The organism is Acidobacteriaceae bacterium (assembly GCA_035944135.1).
In the GTDB taxonomy this organism is placed as follows: domain Bacteria; phylum Acidobacteriota; class Terriglobia; order Terriglobales; family Acidobacteriaceae; genus Granulicella.
Map to the genome: position 1 here is coordinate 1105382 of DASZBM010000002.1, position 18975 is coordinate 1124356.

Annotated in this window: 15 protein-coding genes; 9 read left to right on the forward strand and 6 right to left on the reverse strand. The window is 61.4% G+C overall.

Features of this window, described 5'->3' with window-relative positions; genetic code table 11:
- Positions 1-8: 8 nt before the first annotated feature.
- Entirely contained in the window at positions 9-1010 is a 1002-nt protein-coding gene (locus VGU25_07290; GenBank protein HEV2576998.1) for a xanthine dehydrogenase family protein subunit M, read from the reverse strand.
- 11 nt (positions 1011-1021) lie between these two features.
- Positions 1022-1672 (reverse strand): 2Fe-2S iron-sulfur cluster-binding protein, encoded by a 651-nt coding sequence (locus VGU25_07295; protein HEV2576999.1) that lies wholly within the window; start codon positions 1670-1672, stop codon positions 1022-1024.
- 130 nt (positions 1673-1802) lie between these two features.
- Between VGU25_07295 and VGU25_07300 the strand changes: the two genes are divergently transcribed.
- From VGU25_07300 to VGU25_07315, 4 genes are all read left to right on the forward strand, one after another.
- On the forward strand, positions 1803-3080 hold the full coding sequence (locus VGU25_07300; protein ID HEV2577000.1) for an SLC13 family permease: 1278 nt from the start codon (positions 1803-1805) through the stop codon (positions 3078-3080).
- Between the two features lie 163 nt (positions 3081-3243).
- Entirely contained in the window at positions 3244-4494 is a 1251-nt protein-coding gene (locus VGU25_07305) for an efflux RND transporter periplasmic adaptor subunit (GenBank protein HEV2577001.1), read from the forward strand.
- 3 nt (positions 4495-4497) lie between these two features.
- Entirely contained in the window at positions 4498-7740 is a 3243-nt protein-coding gene (locus tag VGU25_07310) for a multidrug efflux RND transporter permease subunit (protein HEV2577002.1), read from the forward strand.
- Positions 7741-9165 carry an efflux transporter outer membrane subunit gene (locus VGU25_07315; GenBank protein ID HEV2577003.1) on the forward strand — a complete coding sequence of 475 codons (1425 nt, stop codon included), beginning with the start codon at positions 7741-7743 and terminating at the stop codon, positions 9163-9165. It begins immediately after the preceding gene.
- Between the two features lie 174 nt (positions 9166-9339).
- Here VGU25_07315 and VGU25_07320 read toward each other — a convergent pair whose 3' ends face one another.
- Entirely contained in the window at positions 9340-10599 is a 1260-nt protein-coding gene (locus tag VGU25_07320) for a class I SAM-dependent methyltransferase (protein HEV2577004.1), read from the reverse strand.
- A gap of 314 nt (positions 10600-10913) precedes the next feature.
- Between VGU25_07320 and VGU25_07325 the strand changes: the two genes are divergently transcribed.
- The 5 genes from VGU25_07325 to VGU25_07345 all read left to right on the forward strand — a co-directional run bounded on the left by VGU25_07325 (position 10914) and on the right by VGU25_07345 (position 14609).
- Positions 10914-11975 (forward strand): LacI family DNA-binding transcriptional regulator, encoded by a 1062-nt coding sequence (locus VGU25_07325; protein ID HEV2577005.1) that lies wholly within the window; start codon positions 10914-10916, stop codon positions 11973-11975.
- A gap of 102 nt (positions 11976-12077) precedes the next feature.
- The gene (locus tag VGU25_07330; protein HEV2577006.1) at positions 12078-12857 is read left to right on the forward strand and encodes a glucose 1-dehydrogenase; all 780 of its coding nucleotides are present in this window, start codon (positions 12078-12080) and stop codon (positions 12855-12857) included.
- A 116-nt stretch (positions 12858-12973) separates the two neighbouring features.
- Positions 12974-13204 (forward strand): hypothetical protein, encoded by a 231-nt coding sequence (locus VGU25_07335; GenBank protein HEV2577007.1) that lies wholly within the window; start codon positions 12974-12976, stop codon positions 13202-13204.
- 422 nt (positions 13205-13626) lie between these two features.
- Positions 13627-14253 (forward strand): PEP-CTERM sorting domain-containing protein, encoded by a 627-nt coding sequence (locus tag VGU25_07340; GenBank protein HEV2577008.1) that lies wholly within the window; start codon positions 13627-13629, stop codon positions 14251-14253.
- A 107-nt stretch (positions 14254-14360) separates the two neighbouring features.
- The gene (locus VGU25_07345; protein ID HEV2577009.1) at positions 14361-14609 is read left to right on the forward strand and encodes a hypothetical protein; all 249 of its coding nucleotides are present in this window, start codon (positions 14361-14363) and stop codon (positions 14607-14609) included.
- A 107-nt stretch (positions 14610-14716) separates the two neighbouring features.
- On the opposite strand, the gene VGU25_07350 is transcribed toward VGU25_07345, so the two are convergent.
- From VGU25_07350 to xrtA, 3 genes are all read right to left on the reverse strand, one after another.
- The gene (locus VGU25_07350) at positions 14717-17017 is read right to left on the reverse strand and encodes a tetratricopeptide repeat protein (GenBank protein ID HEV2577010.1); all 2301 of its coding nucleotides are present in this window, start codon (positions 17015-17017) and stop codon (positions 14717-14719) included.
- A 148-nt stretch (positions 17018-17165) separates the two neighbouring features.
- A complete protein-coding gene (locus VGU25_07355) occupies positions 17166-17822 on the reverse strand; it encodes an EpsI family protein (GenBank protein HEV2577011.1) in 657 nt (218 codons plus the stop codon).
- The gene (gene xrtA / locus VGU25_07360) at positions 17819-18736 is read right to left on the reverse strand and encodes an exosortase A (GenBank protein HEV2577012.1); all 918 of its coding nucleotides are present in this window, start codon (positions 18734-18736) and stop codon (positions 17819-17821) included. Before xrtA ends, VGU25_07355 begins: the two co-directional genes overlap by 4 nt.
- Between the last annotated feature and the right edge of the window lie 239 nt (positions 18737-18975).

An 18975-nucleotide genomic window follows, 5' to 3' on the forward strand; every position in this document is an offset into this window, starting at 1 on the left:
GCGCGTGGCTATCGAGCCGCGCTTACCGTTGTCAGTGCATGCACAATGCACCGCTTCGCCAGTTCAACCTTGAATCCGTTTTCGGACCTAGGCTTCGCATCCTTCAGCGCCGCCTCCGCCGCTCGCACAAAAGTCTCGCGCGTCGCAGGCTTACCCATCAGCACCGCCTCCGCTTCGCGCGACCGCCATGGAATCGTGGCCACTCCGCCCAGCGCCACACGCGCGTGCGTCACCTTGCCGCCACTCACGCCCAGGACCACGGCCGCCGATGCCAGCGCGAACTCATACGCCGCACGATCGCGCAGCTTCAGATACCCCGACTTCGCGCCCGCCATCGGTGCCGGCAGCGTCACTGCCGTAATCAAATCCCCCGGCTCCAGCACCGTCTCGATATGCGGCGTGTTGCCCGGCAGCTTATAGAACTCCGCAATCGGCACCTTGCGTTCGCCTTTCACGCCTCGAATCTCCACCGTCGCCTCCAGCGCCGTCAGCGCGACATTCTGGTCTGAAGGATTCGTTGCAATGCAGTGCTCGCTCGTGCCCAGGATCGCGAGGCCCCGGTTATACCCATCTATCGCATCGCATCCACTTCCCGGCTCGCGCTTGTTGCACTTGTGCGCGAGATCGCGAAAATACGGACACCGCGTCCGCTGCAACAAGTTCCCCGCCGTCGACGCCATATTCCGAATCTGTGGCGACGCGCCCGAAAGAATCGCCTCGCTCAGCACCGCATAATCGCGCTTCACCGTCGCATCATTCGCCACATCGCTGTTCCGAGCGAGCGCGCCAATCCTCAGCCCGCCATTCGACGGCTGAATCCCGCTCATCTCCAGCGCATTGATATCCACCACCTGCTTAGGCCGCTCCACATCCAGCTTCAGCAAGTCCACCAGGTTCGTTCCGCCCGCAACATACCGCACCGTCGCGCCAATCTGTGCCGTCGAGCTCCGCGCCGCGGCCGCACCAGCCTGGGCCTCAGTCGTTGCACTCACAAAAGAAAACTGTTCCATCGTTCGCCTCGCTATCCCAGCCTGCGCACTTGCTGCACCGCCGCCACAATGTTCGGATACGCGCCGCACCGGCAGATATTCCCATACATCGCGTGCCGCACATCATCATCACTCGGTCCCACCTGCTCTTTAAGCACCGCGACCGCCGACATAATCTGACCTGACGTGCAATACCCGCACTGAAACGCATCGTTCTCTACAAACGACGCCTGCATCGGATGCATCTTCTCCGGCGATCCCAGTCCTTCAATCGTCGTGATCTCATCCTTCGCGTGCATCACCGCCAGGCTCATGCAACTCAGAACACGTCGCCCGTTCACATGCACCGTACACGCGCCGCACTGCCCGTGATCGCACCCTTTCTTCGTCCCCTGCAGATTCATGTTCTCGCGCAGGCAATCCAGCAGCGCCACTCTCGGCTCCACATTCAGCCGGTGCTCCACGCCATTCACCTTTAGCGTCAACGGAACCGTCCCCGGCTCCGCGGCATCCTCGCCCTCCTGCTTCGCCGTCTCTGGAACAGCCGCCATCAGCGGCTGCGCCGTCACCGCAACGCTCGCCGCGCCCAGGCCCGTCAGGAAAGACCGCCGGCTTAACCGCGTCTCCTTCTCCGGCTCCTCTGGGTTCCCACCGTTCTTAAGCTCGTCTATGACCTTGCACATCACTCCTCCTCATCTGGAGCAAAGAGTTGCATCCATTCTCAGGCCCTCCGAACAAATCTGGCAAAAAGGGCGACTCAACAACCCGCATCTATACCTCTGATACGTTCAACCCTGGAGGAAGGCCGCACGGATGCCGACGCTCGCCGCGCACACCCTGCTCATCGCCATCGTCTCGCTCAGCATCTTCCTGATGCTCCTCCGCCCACGCAACATCCCGGAGGTCTATTGGGTAGGCGCTGGCGCCGTTCTTCTCGTCCTCACCCGACTCATCCCCCTCTCACTCGCCGGCCGCGCCATCGCCAAAGGCAACGACGTCTATCTTTTCCTCGCCGGCATGATGCTCCTCTCCGAGCTCGCCCGCGCCAACGGCGTCTTCGACTGGATCGCCTCCGTCGCCATCACCCACGCACACAACTCCAGCCGCCGCCTCTTCGCGCTCCTTTACCTCGCCGGCGTCGCCGTCACCATCTGCCTCTCCAACGACGCCACCGCCATCGTTCTCACGCCCGCCGTCCTCGCCTCCATCCGCCGCGCACGCATCAACCCGCTGCCCTTCCTTTTCGCCTGCGCCATGATCGCCAACGCCGCATCTTTCGTTCTCCCCATCTCCAACCCCGCCAACCTCGTAGTCTTCCACAACGGCATGCCCCCGCTCAGCCGCTGGCTCATCTCCTTCCTCTTTCCTTCACTGCTTTCCATCCTCGTCACCTACATCGTCCTCCGCCTCTACTTCCGCCACGAGCTCACATCCAGTCTTCAGCCCTCCGCCGACGAACACGCCACTCTCACACCCGCCGGGCGCCTCATCCTCATCGGCCTCGCGCTCATGGTCTTCGTTCTCCTCATCGCCTCCGCTCTTGGCAAAGACCTCGGCCTTCCTACCTTCCTCTCCGCACTCATCATCACCGTCGTCATCCTTCTCCACACACACACCAGCCCCGCGCCGCTCCTCAAGCACATCAGTTGGAGCACTCTCGCGCTCGTCGCCGCTCTCTTCATCCTCGTTGACGCCGTCGAGAGCATCGGAGCGCTTTCCTTCACCGAACACGCCCTCCTCGCCGCTCAGCATCTCGCCGCACCCGTCGCCGCGCTTGCTGTCGGCTTCACTGTTGCCATCGCCAACAACATCATCAACAACCTTCCCGTCGGCCTCATCGCCGCCAACACTCTCGCGCTCACGCACACACAAGGTCTTCTCCGCGACGTCACCCTCATCGCCGTCGACCTCGGGCCCAATCTCTCCGTCACCGGCTCACTCGCCACCATCCTCTGGCTGCTCGCTCTCCGGCGCGAAGGCCTCAACGTCACCGCACTCGATTTCCTCAAAGCCGGCCTCATCGCAATGCCTTTCGCCCTCATCGCCGCACTCGCCGCCAGCCTTTCGATTAACCTGTTGCTACGCCATTAGTTCGGCGGGTGCTTGCTCGCTGAGTGGAGCGTGGGTCGCGATGCCAAGGCAGACGACCATGTTTCAACAGAAGCCGTCCGCATTTTTTTGCATCTCCGTCTCTTTTGTGGAATCTATAGCTCTTGATATTTGCACGCCGCCGAGCGTGTCCAGAGAGGTCTGGATGAGTCGTACAAGACCGGACGGGTTTCAACTCACTCGTCTTGCCCATATTTTCTTCATCGCCCCCATCGCGCTCGCCGCCACACTCCTCGCGGGTTGCAACGATCACCCGCAGTCCGCAGCAGCCGCTGGCGGCATGGGCCCAATGCCCGTGCAGGTCACCACTGCGCAGCAATCCGACGTACCCATCACCAACTCTTGGGTCGGCACACTCGACGGCTTCGTCAACGCCAACATTCAGCCTCAGGTCTCCGGCTATCTCATCAAGCAGGACTACCGCGAAGGCTCCGTCGTACAAAAAGGCCAGGTCCTTTTCGAAATCGATCCTCGTCCCTTTGAGGCCGCGCTTCAGCAAGCCCAGGGTCAACTCGGTCAGGCCCAGGGCTCCGTTGGCCAGGCGCAGGCGCAGCTTCTACTCGCAGAAATTAATGTCAAACGCGACACACCGCTCGCGGCCGAACACGCCATCGCGCAGAGCCAGCTCGACAACGAACAGCAGCAAGCGGCGCAGGCCCAGGCCACTGTCCGGTCTGCACAGGCCTCCGTCGCCACCGCACAAGCCGCCATCGCCAGTACAAAACTCAACCTCGGATTCACGCAGGTACGTTCGCTTATTACCGGAGTCGCCGGTCAAGCCACCACGCAGGTCGGCAATCTCGTCAGCCCGCAATCCGTCCTCACCTCCGTCTCGCAGCTCGACCCCATCAAGGTCTACTTCTCCATCTCCGACGATGAGTACCTCTCACTCATCAAGCGTTCCAGCCAGAGCAACGCCGATCTCCTGCGCGCCTCTTCGAATCTCCCGCTCACACTTACGCTCTCCAACGGCACCGTCTTCCCGCACACCGGCCGCATCATCTTTGTCGACCGCCAGATGAATCAGCAGACCGGTGCCATCCGCATCGCCGCATCCTTTCCCAACCCCGGAAACATCCTCCGCCCCGGCCAGTTCGCTCGCGTCAGTGCGCAGACTCAGGTCATTCGCAACGCGTTGCTCGTGCCGCAATCTGCCGTGCAGGAGCTCCAGGGCATCGAGCAGATCTACACCGTCGGCCCCGACAACAAGGTGCATGTCGTCAACGTCACGCTCGGCCCGCAGCATGGTCAGGACTGGGTCATCACCTCCGGCCTCCAGCCCGGCGTGCAAATCATCCTCACCAACGTCCAGAAATTAAAAGAAGGCATGCCCGTCAGTCCGCAGCAGATTTCGACACCCCCATCCACCCCCGCTTCAGGCGCGGCCGGGAGATAGTCGATGTCAAACTTCTTCATCCGGCGACCCATCGTCGCCATCGTCATCGCCATCCTCACCGTCGTCATCGGCATCGTGTCGATGCTGAACCTGCCCATCGCGCAATACCCCGACATCGTTCCGCCCGAGATCCAGGTGCAGGCCACCTACCCCGGTGCCGACGCGAAAACACTGGAGCAGTCCGTTGCCACGCCGCTCGAAGAGCAGATGAACGGCGTCGACAACATGCTTTACATGCAGTCCGTTAACGCCAACAACGGACAGGCAACGCTCTACGTCGACTTCGACGTCAAGACCAACCCCGACACCGATCAGGTCCTCTCGCAGCTTCGCGTCTCGCAGACGCAGTCGCAGCTTCCCCCCATCGTCAACACTGCCGGCGTCACCGTGCTCAAGTCCCTGCACTCGCCGCTGCTCTTCATCAGCCTCAACTCACCCAACGGCAAGTACGGCCCGGACTTCCTCACCAACTACGCCGTCATCAATCTGCAGGACGAGATCACCCGCGTCAAAGGCGTCAGCCGCGTGCAGATCTTCGGCGGCCAGTACGCCATCCGCGTCTGGGTGCAGCCTGACAAGATGGCGCAGGTCGGCGTCACCGCTACAGACGTCATCAACGCCATCACCACGCAGAACAACGTCTACCCCGCCGGCCAGATCGGCGGTCAGCCCGTCCCGAACGGCCAGCAGTTCACCTACACCGTTCGCACGCAGGGCCGCCTCGTCACACCCGAGCAGTTTGGCGACATCATCCTGCGCTCCAACCCTGACGGCTCCGTCCTCCATCTTCGCGACGTCGCACGCGTCGAGCTTGGCACGCAAATCTACAACCTCACCGCGCGCTACAATCAGGCGCCCTCCGGCATCATGGCGGTCTACCAGCTCCCCGGCTCCAACGCCGTCGAGACCGCGCAGGCCGTACGCAAGCGCATGGACCAGCTCGCCAAGCAGTTCCCCGCGGGCATGGCCTACAACATCCCCCTCGACACCACCAAGGCCGTCACCGCGGGCATCCACGAGATCGTCGTCACGCTCTTCATCGCGCTCGCTCTCGTCATCTTCGTCGTCTTCATCTTCCTGCAGGGCTGGCGCGCCACCATCATCCCGCTCATGGCCGTGCCCGTTTCGCTCATCGGCACGTTCATCATCTTCCCTGCGCTCGGCTTCACCATCAACACGCTCTCGCTCTTCGGCCTCGTGCTCGCCATCGGCCTCGTCGTCGACGACGCCATCATCGTCGTCGAAGCCGTCGAGCACCTCATCGACACCGGCCTCTCGCCGCGCGACGCCACCATCAAGGCCATGGAGCAGGTCGGCGGACCCGTCATCGCTGTCGCCATCATCCTCGCCGCGGTCTTCATCCCCACCGCCGCCATCCCCGGCATCACCGGCCGCCTCTATCAGCAGTTCGCGATCACTATCGCCATCTCCGTTCTCATCTCCGCGTTCAACGCGCTCACGCTTAGCCCCGCACTCGCTGCGCTTCTGCTCAAGCCGCGCGATCCCAACCGCGGCCGCGGCCCGCTCGCCCGCTTCTTCGCCTGGTTCAACAAATTCTTCAACCGCACCACGGACAGCTACGTTCACACCTCTAGCGTCCTCATCCACAAGTCCGCACTGGCCATGCTCGGCCTCGCCGTCATCGCCCTGCTCGACGTCTTCATGGGCTCCAAACTCCCCACCGGCTTCCTCCCGCAGGAAGACCAGGGCTACATGTACTGCGCCTTGCAACTGCCTGACGCCTCCTCGCTGCAGCGCACCGACGATGCCGGGCAGCACATCACCAAAGCACTCCTCGACACACCGGGCATCGAGGGCGTCGTCGCCGTCAACGGCTTCTCGCTCCTCACGCTTACCCAGCAGACCAACACCGCCTTCTTCTTTGTCACGCTCAAGCCCTGGGATCAGCGCAAGTCGCACGATCAGCAGCTGGCCGCCATCCAGCAGAGCGTCCAGCGCAAACTCATGGGTGTCGGCCAGGGACTTGCCTTCAGCTTCCCGCCGCCCGCCATCCCCGGCATCGGCACCTCTGGCGGCGTCACCATGATGATTGAAGACCGCTCCGGCAATGACGACCCGGCCTTCCTCACCAAAAATCTCTACGCCTTCCTCGGCGCCGCCGCCAAGCGCAAAGAGATCGCTGCCACCATTCCGTCCTATCTGCCGGCAGTGCCACAGCTTTACGCTGACGTCGATCGCGAAAAAGCGTCCGAGCAGCAGGTCTCACTCACCGACGTCTACACCACGATGCAGACCTTCATGGGCGGCTACCTCGTCAACTACTTCAACCGCTTCGGCCGTCAATGGCAGACCTACGTCGAAGCCGAAGGCAGCTCCCGCACCGACATCAACAACATCGATCAGTTCTACGTGCGCAGCGCCAACGGCAGCCAGGTTCCGCTCGCCTCACTCATTCACGTCAAGCAGATCACCGGCCCAGAGTTCATCCTGCGCTACAACGAGTACCCCGCCGCGCAGCTCAACATCACCGGCGCTCCCGGCTACTCATCCGGCCAGGTCCGGCACGCGCTCGAAGAAGTCTTCCAGCAGAGCATGCCCCCCGGCATGGGCTTCGATTACTCCGGCATGAGCTTCCAGGAGCAGCAGGCCGAGCAAGGCGTCCCCACATGGGCCGTCTTTGGCCTGTCCATCCTCATCACCTTCCTGATCCTCGCCGCGCTGTATGAAAGCTGGTCGCTTCCCTTCAGCGTCCTGCTCTCAACTCCCGTCGCGATCCTCGGCGCGTATCTCGCCATCTCCATGCGCTCGCTCGAAAACGACATCTTCGCCACCATCGGCCTCATCATGCTCATTGGCCTCTCCGCGAAGAACGCCATCCTCATCGTCGAGTTCGCCGTCCACAACTACAAGCAAGGCCAGTCCATCTCCGACGCCGCACTCGGCGCCGCCCGCCTCCGCTTCCGCCCCATCGTCATGACGGCCTTCGCCTTCATCTTCGGCTGCCTCCCGCTCTGGCTCGCCTCCGGCTCCGGCGGCGTCTCGCGCCAGATCCTTGGCACCGTCGTCATCGGCGGCATGGTTCTCGCCACCTTCTTCGGCATCCTCCTCATCCCCGTCAGCTTCTCGGTCGTCGAGTACGTTTCACATCGCTTCAGTCGCGGCGGCAAAGGCACCACCATGGACTCCAAGCACGACATCGACCCGAAAGAACTCGGCCGCCGCGCCGCCGCCGAAGCCCCACACGTCCACGCCGCCCCCCACACCGACGACGGAGGCCTCCACTAAATGCCCTTCCTCCGCACCCACGCAATCACTGGGGTGCCCCATTCATGCGCGAAGCGCATGGGTGGGGTTGCGATGCTCGCACTCACTGTCACCCTCGCCCTCACCGGCTGCACCGTAGGCCCCAAATACACGCGCCCTAACGTCCCCGCGCCGCCCACCTTCCGCGGCCCCGACAACACCGCTATCTCCTCCGACCCAAAGACCTCCATCGCCGACCAGCAATGGTCCACCATCTTCCACGAGCCCGAGCTCCAGCAACTCATCACCACCGCGCTCGCCAACAACCTCGACCTCCGCATCGCCGCCCAGCACATCCTCGAGCAGCAGGCCCAGGTCCGCATCACCCGCGCGCAGGAGTTTCCGCAGATCGGCGGCACCCTCTCCGGAAGCGGCACCAACGTCTCCCAATTCGTCATCACCGCACCAGTCGAGTTCGGCCTCACCGCCTCCTGGACCCCCGACTTCTGGGGCCTCTACCGCAAACAAACCGAAGCCCAGCGCGATCAGCTCCTCGCCCAGCAATGGGCCCAGCGCGCCGTGCGCGTCACGCTCGTCCAGCAGGTCGCGACCACCTACTTCCAGCTCCGCGCGCTCGACGCCCAACTCGCCGTCGCGCAGCAAACCCTCAAAGTCCGTCAGGACTCGCTCTCACTCACCCAGAAGCTCGAAACCGGCGGCGCCGCCCCACTCTCTGACGTCCGCCAGGCCGAACAGCTCCTCTACACCGCCTCTTCCGAAATCCCGCAGCTCGAGCAGCAAATCCAGCAGACCGAAAACGAACTCCGCCTGCTCCTCGGCCAAACCCCCGGCCCCGTCACCCACACCGACCCCGCTGCACTCACGCCTCCACCCACCGATCTCCCCACCGGCATCGCCAGCCAGCTCCTCGAGCGCCGCCCCGACATCCAGCAGGCTGAAGCGCAGCTCATGGCCGCCAACGCCAACATCGGCGTCGCCAGCGCCCAGTTCTTCCCGCAGCTCTCTCTCAGCGGTGAAGGCGGAGCCGGCGGCGTCAACTTCGCCAACCTCATCGGCGTAGTTCTCGGCACCGGCTCCATCACGCAGCCCATCTTCGAAGGCGGCAAGCTCCGCGGCCAGCTCCAGCTCTCCGTCGCGCAAAAGGACGAGCTCGTCCTCAACTACCAGAAGACCATCCTCGGCGCCTTCCGCGACGTCTCCAACTCCCTCATCGCCGCGCAGAAAACCCGCGACACCCGCATCGAAGAAGAAAAACTCGTCGCCTCCGCGCAGGACGCCACGCGCCTCGCCCGCGACCGATACAACGGCGGAGCCACCAGCTACCTCGAAGTCCTCACCAACGACTCCAACCTCTTCAACGCGCAGCTCTCCCTCATCACCGCGCAACAAAACGAAGCCCTCACTCTCGTCCAGCTTTACACCACCCTCGGCGGCGGCTGGCAGTAAGTTAGGCCAAACCGGGCGCTCCATCTTCGCGTGCGTCTTTATCGCACGTTAAGGTGTGCGATATTTTTGCCGGGTGCCCCACCCTCGGCTTCCGAAGGAGGACAGGGTGGTGGTATCGCCTTCCGATCACGTGCGCCAGCGAAATTCATTGCGAACGCGGATCTCCTGCACTCGCTAAAACCGCAGGGCCCGCTTCACCGCTCGCACCATTCCGGCCGGCGTCTGCCGTACGAACGTCGTCCGCTCCGTCGAACCTGCCGGCAACTGCATCAGCCAACGGTACGCCGTGATGGAGTCAGTCGTTAAGCAATGAACACATCCCCATAGATAAAGTCGGAAGCGCCGGTATAACATCTCTCCCCACCTCGCCACGATCTCCTCGCGCTTGCGGTCAAGGTTCTCAGCCCATCTCTTCGCAGTCAGTAGATAGCTGTGGCGATCATTCTGAATCATGCAAATCTCAAACGGCGTCTCAGACATGGCGTCGAGATAGCTGGCAAGATGCAGCGGCGTCGTATTCCCCGGCCACACGTACTTCAGAACGAAAGATGAGAAGGGGAACTTCGTCCTGGACGCGCATGCATCCGCGTAGACGCGCCTTCCGGGCTTTAGCAGGCACTGATACTGCTTGAACGTCCGAGGATAATCAGGCAGATGCTCCGTCACACCGAAATTGATGATCGCGTCAAAAGGTTCACGTGACTGATATTCGAGAAAGTGCTCGCGCACAACCTCGCACGGCAGGTGACACCGCGCAATCAATTCGTTGCAGTACTTCTCCGACTCCGCGGAGATTGTCAGAGACGTGACATGAACTCCGCGCTCTCCCGCATATTGCGTGAACGCTCCCCAGCCAGCGCCGATATCGAGAACACGCCATCCCGGCTGCAAATTGCAGGAGCGAAACGCCGTCTCGAACTTGCGCTCCATTGCAACGCCTAACTCCTCATCATCATTTTCAAAGTAGGCGTGTGAGTAACAGCGATACCTCTCATCGAGGAACGTCAGGTAGAACTCCGGATCCGTGTCGTAGTGTTCGTGAATCCATTGCCGGTCACGTTTCGTCTGGCCGTAAAAGATGCGCTGTCCGTAGGTTGACCACAGATACGCCAGCACGTGCCGGTCGTGGAGACTGTTACGCAGATCCATCGCCGCGACCAGGTCGCCATCAATGTCCAGGTCGCCGAACAGGTACGCTTCGCCGATCCCTATCTCATCCATTGACTTGAGCGCGCGTACTGCGCGTTCGTTCCGCGCCACAACCCGAAAAGTGACCTCTCCGCTTCCCACTCTCACCAGCGGACGGTCCGGCAGCTGAAACTCAAACGCGGTTCCAGCCGGCAGGCTTGCAGCCAAACCGGCAAGTACTTTTTCCAGCGCGGAAGGCGCTGCCGGCATCAGCGGGCGTTCCGGTGCATGTTCGACGGGGATCATCGATTCGGCCGCTCCTCTTCTCCGAGAGAGCGAGCGCCCTCATCGGCTTCTTCGGAAAGAACGGTGTTTCACGGCCCAAACCTTTTCGTGTTGCGGTTCTCTGAACGGCTAGTTTTAGCACAACCTGCACTGGCCTCAATGTAATTTTTGCGTCATCGATCTCCGCGAAGGCGCCTGTCACCAACCGCATCAACCCACCCGCCGGGCCTAGGATCTTGGGCCATACCCAGGTGCACACAGGTAGACGTCTAAGTTGTTTCTGCTGAAGATATTGCACCCCCACGGACGCCGGGAGGGATACACTACTTCCCGTCATGCCGAAAGAGAAATCCTCGCCCCCGCCCGGCGCGCGCGTGTCGCTGAAGATGCTCGCCGAGTACCTCGACCTCTCTCCGGCAACCGTCTCCTTTGTGCTGAACAACGCACCCAACCGCTCCATCCCGGAAGTCACGCGTGAGCGCGTCAAGGCTGCCGCCCGCAAGTTCGGCTACCGACCTAACCTCATTGCGCGCTCGCTCCGCGGCACTAACACGTGCACAGTCGGCATCCTTCTTCCGGTCATCGGCGAGGGCTATCACGCGCAGGTTCTCTCCGGCGCCGCAGACGTCCTCATGCGCGAGGGATACTTCTTCTTCACCGCTCACCACCGCCATCGCCCCGACCTTATCGCCGAGTACCCCCGCCTCCTGCACTCCCGCGGCGTCGAAGGCATCCTCGCCATCGACACCCGCCTCTCGGAACCGCCCGTGGCTCCAACGGTCTCCATCGCCTCCCACATGCCGCTTCCGGGAGTCTCGAACATCGTGCTCGACAGCACACGCGCGGCGGAGCTCGCGCTTGGTCACCTGTTTCGGCTGGGTCATCGAAAGATTGCTTTCATGCGCGGCCAGGCGTTCAGCTCCGACTCCGACACCCGCTGGCGTGCAACGGTGCAGGTCGCGCGGACGCTTGGCATCCGCGTGTCGTCCGATCTCACAATTCTTCTCGACAGGGACATGCAGTCTCCTGAGCTCGGCTACCCGGGCATTCAGCAACTGCTGATGCGGCGGCGCGACTTCACCGCCATTGTCTGCTTCAACGACATCTCCGCCATCGGCTGCATTCGCGCGCTGCACGATGGCGGCCTGCGCGTTCCCGAGGATGTGTCGGTCGTCGGCTTTGACGATATCCAATCGGCGAACTATCACGTTCCAAGCCTGACAACTATTCGCCAGCCGCTTCAATCGATGGGAGAGCTCGCCGCGACCACGCTGCTGAAAAAAATCGCACGCGAAGAGCAACCGGACATATTGCCCGTGCAACCGGAGCTCATCGTTCGCGAGTCGACCGCCCCCGTCGCGACATCCGCCTCAGGAGCCGGCAAACACAAGAAGTAAACGCGTGCGCGAAACAGACATGCACTGCGGCTTTGCCGTACTCTGTTGCTGACAATCAAAGGGAGAGCGATTCGCTTTCTCACGAGAACTCCCAGGAGATTCATGTCCGCTTCAATTCTTGATCTCTTCCGCCTCGACGGCCGCGTCGCTCTCGTCACCGGCGCAGCGAGCGGGCTTGGCGCCGCGATCGCCGCTGCCTTCGCAGAGGCAGGAGCGCAGGTCGCCGTGCACGGAAACCGGCGCGCCGCTACCGACACCGCCCAGGCTATCGGCGCTTCGTCGGCCGCGTTCCAGGCAGACCTCGGCGATCCGGCGGGCGCGGAGAAGCTCTTCTCCGAGGTCAAGCAGCGTTTCGGCCGCGTCGACATTCTCGTCAACAACGCCGGCACCATTCACCGCGATGCAGCCGAGGACTTCAAGCTTGAAGACTGGCAGCGCGTTCTGCAGGTCAATCTCACCAGTGTGTTTCAGCTCTCGCAACTCGTGGGCCGCGATCTTCTTGCGCGCAAGTCCGGTGGCCGCAGCTCCGGGGGCAAGATCATCAACATAGCTTCGCTTCTCAGCTTTCAGGGCGGCATTCGCGTTCCCGCCTATGCCGCGTCGAAGGGTGGCGTCGCGCAGCTGACCAAGGCGTTGGCGAATGAGTGGGCTGCACACGATATTCAGGTCAACGCCATCGCGCCGGGGTACTTTGCAACGACCAACACCGAAGCCCTGCAGGCTGATCCCGTACGAAGCCGTCAGATCCTGGAAAGAATCCCTGCAGGCCGATGGGGCCTGCCTCAGGATCTGTCCGGCGCGGCCCTGTTCCTCGCTTCCCCAGCAAGCAACTACGTCACCGGCACGGTTCTCACAGTCGACGGCGGCTGGATGAGCCGCTAGCACCCGAAGCTACCGCCCTCCACGTTCGGCACCTGTTACCCGATGGTGCCATTGGAATCCCTTGTCGGGCCGACCCATACTTTTCCTGCGGGCAACTGTCTCGCAAGGAGAGGCCGATGGCGGCGAGGGATCAGGGATTTCAGGATTTCGTTCTGCTTCTGCCCACCCCTTTGCGCGCTCGCGCAGAAGAGATGGCCTCGCGTGAATCGCTCTCTCTGAATCTGTTCATCCTGATGGCAATCGCCGAGAAGCTGCAGCGCACGCAGCTCCAGCATTGCCTGGGGATCAGTGAACGCGACGAGCTGTTGGTCGAAAGAAGCTCGTCCGGCAATCCGCTGATTCACTAAATCCCCTGCGTTTCCCGCTGGATACAGCGATTCCTCACCTCTGAATTTTGCGCGCAGATCGCATCGCGCGTGCGCGCGCCTGACCATCAAACGACTTGTCTGTCATCGGCTCGCGCGGCCAAGTGGAAGATTCTTCAACACTACTGTGCAGAACATTTCATGGTCACCTTAAAAGTGGTGACCCAAGTACCACAATCCACAAAACAACCGTTGGGCAACCTATGCGCTCCAACATGAGTGAGCAATGCAAACGTAGTTGGAGGCCAGCAGCACGATTTCGCTGGTCGCCGTTCCTGGGGAGGGTTTGCAGCTCATTGGTGGCAGCACCTACAGGCACTTCGCTGGAGGCGGAGTCGAGGAGGACTATGAAAAATACGTTTTGGGTTTTAGCCCTTGGAGCTGCGTTTGCAGCTTCAGCAACAATGGCAAAGGCAGACAGCATTATCAGTTCATCGCCAGTCAGCACGATCTCGGTGACTGGCTCTAACTTCCAGTTCAACCCCAACACCGGCATGCTCACGTTTGCGCCGAATGGGACGGGTGCCGGACTTGGGAACTACACGGTTGGCGGCGCGACTGGCACGTTCGCGACCTACTTCTCGAGCCCGAACCCGGTCACGTTCTTCCCGACGATGCCGCAGCCCGGCCCCTTCACGATTCCTCTCGGGGTCATGTCCACTCACACGCCTCCCGGTGGCTCTCTTGAAGTGCTGAGCACCACTGAGAACGGTGAGACTCTCACCTTTACCCTCACCTCCGAAGCCTGGTCGTATGGACCCGATCCTACCGGCCAGTACACGGAACTGATGTTGACCGGAACCGGTATCTTCAATCTGACCGGCGCAACCAATTACGTGCCTGAAGACGCTTCCTTCAACTTCACGGCGCAGCAGACCCCGGGTGGTTACACCGAACTGGTGAGCTTCTCCGGTACCGGCACTGCTCTCGGCCCTGTGCCTGAGCCGAGCAGCCTTGCCCTGCTGGGAACCGGCCTGCTGGGTGCAGCAGCGTTCGCTCGCCGTCGGCTGAGCGCGCGCCTCTCCGCCTAACCTTCACTCCGTTATCCAACTCAAAGCAGGGAGCCCATTCGGGCTCCCTGCTTTTCTATGCTCCCAACAATTGTCCCTGCTCAAAACCGCCTTGGTAGGATGAGTCGATGAGATCCGATTCATCCAAGTTGACGCCAGCTCGCACTCCCGCCTTGCGCGCTCTCATCGAGATCGTCTTCATCATGTTTCTCTTCTACTCAAATCTGCTGATGGGGGAATTCAATCGCTCCGCTGGACGGGGCAAAACCCTATACGTTGCTTTGCAGGACATCATCACTCCCGCCAACTTCGCCATCGGCCTAGCAGCTTCACTGGCGGGATACGTCACGTTCGAGTTCCTTCGCAGGAGGCTTTGAGTCTCAATTGGTCTGATTCCGGGCTATATCAATTCGCGGTTCTCCATCCAGCAAAAATGCCACGCAGAGAGATTCCTCTGCGTGGCACCGTTGCTTTGCTGTAGTGACTAGAGTGTGCCGAGCGCTTTCGTAGCGTCGGTGCTGGTCTGCGTCCCAGGAGCGAGACTGACCGCCTTCTTTAGGTGATCGGCTGCGTCTGTCTTCTTCCCCATCTTGCTGTACACCATGCCGAGGTGATACTGGATCGAGGCATCGTTGGGGTTCGTCTTGGCCGCATCCTCGAGCAGCGTGCGCGCCGATTCGTAGATGCCCTTGTGATAGTAGGCCCACGCGAGCGTATCGGCCGTACTCGGCGAGTGCGGCATCGTACGGCGTGCCGACTGTGCCAGCGAGAGCGCCACATCCACGTCCTCATTGTTCGACAGCATGAGGTAGGCAAGATTGTTCTGCGCGGTCGCGTTGTCCGGCTGAATCACGAGGGCCTTCTTGTAGTCGTCCTCTGCGCCACTCTTGTTGCCGCGGCCTTCCTCGAGCGTGCCCAGGATGATCTCCCCGCGCGGATCGTTCGGGTGCGCGCCGTTCCACTGCTGCCACTTCACGATCGCTGCACTCGAGTTCCCGGACGCGGTCGTCGCACGCGTGTACGCCATCACCGCATCGCCGTCGGAGGGATTCAACTGCATCGCCTTCTGCGAGGAGTTCACCGCCCCATTCACGTCCTTGGTCGCAAGCTGCAGGTCGGAAAGCTGGTCATACAAAGCGCTGTTGTTCGGACTCTTTGTGATCTCCTGCTGAACCAGGGCAAGAGCCTTGTCCGGCTGGTGCTGCAACATGTAGTAGGTTTCGAGCAACTGCAGCGCCGGCAACTGATTCGGATTGGCATCGAGCGCCTGCTGAGCAAGCTGGACACCTTCCGGATTGCGCTTCTCGCGGAAACGCATCTCCGCAAGAGCCACCAGCGCCGCGGAGTCCTTGGGGTTCTTCTGGATTGCGCTCTGCAGGTCCGCGTCAGCCTTCTCCGGCTGGTTCTCCGCCGCCTCGGCCACACCGCGCCACAGGTACCCCTCAGAGGAGTTCGGGAAGCGCGTGATCATCGTGTTCGCAACCTGTTCCAGGAGTGCGTTGTCATGCGTCTGCGCGGCGAGCTGGGCGAGATCCTGCTGTGCCCGGAAGTTGTTGGGTTGCGCCTGCGTCACGGTGCGAAGGTTCTCCTCGGCTCCGGGAAGATCACCCTTTACTCTGTCGGTCTGCGCCAGCCAGTACTTCAGAACCAGATTGTCCGGCGAATTTTTGACCGCATTCTGCAGGAGCGTGAGCGCGTCATTCGCCTTGCCGGAGCGCAGCAGCAACATGCCGGTCATGGCCTGCACCTGCGGATCGGCGGCGGTGCTCTTGTTCTTGTTCAGATCATCGACGATCTGCTGCACCTTGGCGAAGTTCCCCTGATCGACCAGGATCTCCGCGTACACCATCTTGATGGGCACGCTCTTTGGATATTTGTTGACGAGCTGCTCATACGTGCCGGGCGCCCGATCAAACTGCCCGGTCTGGCGATAGAAATTGAAAAGGAGCGAAGCGCCTTCCGTGGTGTCATGCAGATTGTCCGTGGCCTGCATCAAGGTGGACTCAGCCTTCGGCTTGTCACCGTGCTGGAAGTACAGGGCTGCAAGCATCATCCAGGCACGAACGTTTTTTGGCTCGATCTGCGTCGCAGACTGGGCTTCAGCCTCGGCGCCCGCCGTGTCACCTTTCTTTTCGAGCATGCTGGCGAGCAGCAGGTGAGCCGCCCCGTTCTTCGGATCGAGCTTAACTGCCTCCCGCACCTGCTCTTCGCCGTTGTTGGCCGTCGAAGGATCGGTACCCTGGATGAGACCGAGCTGGGCGTGGAAGCCGGCGCGGTTAGGAGCGTAGGTCAGCGCCTGCTGAATATCTTTGAGCGCCTCTGGATGATCGTTGTTCGCCATCGCGATGGCTGATTTGAGGCCCCACGCATCGGCGTTCTTCGGGTCGATCGCGAGGATCGCATTCGCCTGCTCAAGAGACTTCGGGTAAGCGTGACCGGCGAGATAAATCTGGCCGAGTTCCAGGCGCGCATCAACATTCTTCGGATCGAGATCGACCGTCCGGCGGAGCTCCGCGTACGCACCCATCGGCGAGCCGGTCTTCAGATACGCCTTCGCGAGTTCGAAGTGCGCGTCGGCATAGTGAGGATCGATCTTGATGGCGTTCGAGAACTGAATGATCGCTTCCTTGTCCTTGCCCTGCGCCTCATAGGCCTTTCCGCTGTTCAGGTATTTCACTTTGCGGACGTTCGGGTTGCGCGTGCATCCCTGCGTAAGCACGGCGAGTACGGTTACACAGGCAAGAGCCGCAATACGGCCCATACGGTGAGAGTGCGAGTTCTTCATCAAAGTTCCTTCCCAAAGCGGCTGCCAGAGCCGGCGACGTCATGCTCAACGCAAACGAACAACAACCTGATAGCTGAAAACTGTGCCGCTTCAGAATCCGAAGATCCCGCGCGCGCGCCAGCCGAACATAAGAAATTCACGTACACGATTAATTTGGAATGAAGCGGGGCAGCAGTGGAGTCACCTGGTTGGCAAATTGAATCGCGCGTTGCTGCGCCGAGTCGAGAGCCTCGTTCTGTCCCACCGGTGTGACGATGCGCACGAGAGCGCCGTCGGTGCGGTTCCAGCGGATCGCATCCAGCATCATGTAGGCCTTCGCCTTGTAGTCGCTGGCCACGCTGCGGCCGTGTGCGAGATACCAGTACAGCACTACCTGCTTCTGGCCGGCGTTCCCGATCAGGTACTCGCCGACCGGGTACGGGTGTCCGTCCGCCGTCGGCAGATTGATCACCTTGGAGGATAGAAACGCCCATCCTGCGCCCGGCAGGCAATTCTGCGGAGAGTGAATCGACTGCCCCGACCGCTGCGTCGGGAAGTAGCCAATGAAAAGCGATACCGGGGCGTTAAGCCGCTGCTGCACCGGATCCGGGTTTGAATAGACACGATTGAGGAAGCGGCCGTCGCCGAGCACGGCCAGCGTCTCGCTGTCCAGCGGATAATCCTGCGAGATCAAGCCATCGATGTTCTGAGGCAGGAGCGTCAGGGGAGGCGTGGGCGGAACGTGATCCACGTCGCCGCGCAGCTTCAGCGTCGTGAGGCAGCCGGCGAGAAGAATAAGGACCACCCAGAACTTTGCAGATCTCATCGGCGCCCTCCCCGCAGCCTTGCCTGCAGATTCATCGCAGTGTGAAGCACGTAGAGCAGCACCAGCGATACAACAAAGATGAGCCAGCCGGAGAACTCATGGAAGAATCCAAGCGCCTTGTCCGGGTCCCAGTACTGTACGGCGAGCCCCGTGCCCACAATGCGTGCTCCGTTGGCGAGCACCGCAATCGGCAGCGCCGCGAGCGCCAGGATTACCCGTCGCGTCGTGCTCGGCTCCAGGAAATAGCCATAAAAGATGGCCGCCGTGAACAGGCTCATCAGCGAACGGATACCGCTGCAGGCCTCGGCCACCTCAAGCGGCATCGATGGCAACTGAATAATGTTGCCGTCGCGCAGCACCGGAACCCCGAAGAGCGGAAGCACAGCCGCGGCAACCTTCGAGGCGAAGATCTGCAGGGGAAACGTGATCTGGTTATAGATAACCTTCGGAAGCGGGATCGCCAGCAGCAGGACCAGCACCGGAAAGCGCAGTTCGCGGAGCATGTCCCGGCCGGCCATCATCCATATCAGCCCTGCCAGCAGCATCACCATCGAGACACGCGCCAGAAACAGCTCGGCACCGTACACACCCAGAAGCAGCGTGATGATGGCAAGGAGGACCAGCGGCAGACCCGCCCAGCTCTGTCTCACCGGGGTGTTTTTCAGCGTTTCCCGTTTCGTCCATATCAGATACGCCGAAAACAGCGGAACGAGAAACCCGTGTGAAAAGTCCGGGTCGAGATACCAGTTTTCAACGAGCTTGATCGAGATGCCCCAGTAGATCGCCACGACGATGGCAGCCAGGAGTAGCGCTGGCAGCCAGCGCTGCCAGGTTGAACGCACAGGAACCACCTCGCGCTCTTGGCCCGAGGGAGCCACAGGGGCGGGCTGGATAACCGGTTGTGTGACCATCATGGGGTCCAGGATCCTCTGAGATGACGTGAGCAATTTGCCTGCCGTTTCAGACTGGCGCCCAATCCTCCCATGCACCATAGCCTAATGCACTCCAGCCTCTCAAGATTGAGAATCTTCTTGCACAAGAGTGGCAAACAATTTCCCACATAAGGACCGTTTGATCGGGGCGATACTATTAGTTCTGCGTATCTTCACGATCTAGTTACGTCAACTTACCCCGGAAATGAGCGGTGCGGGCC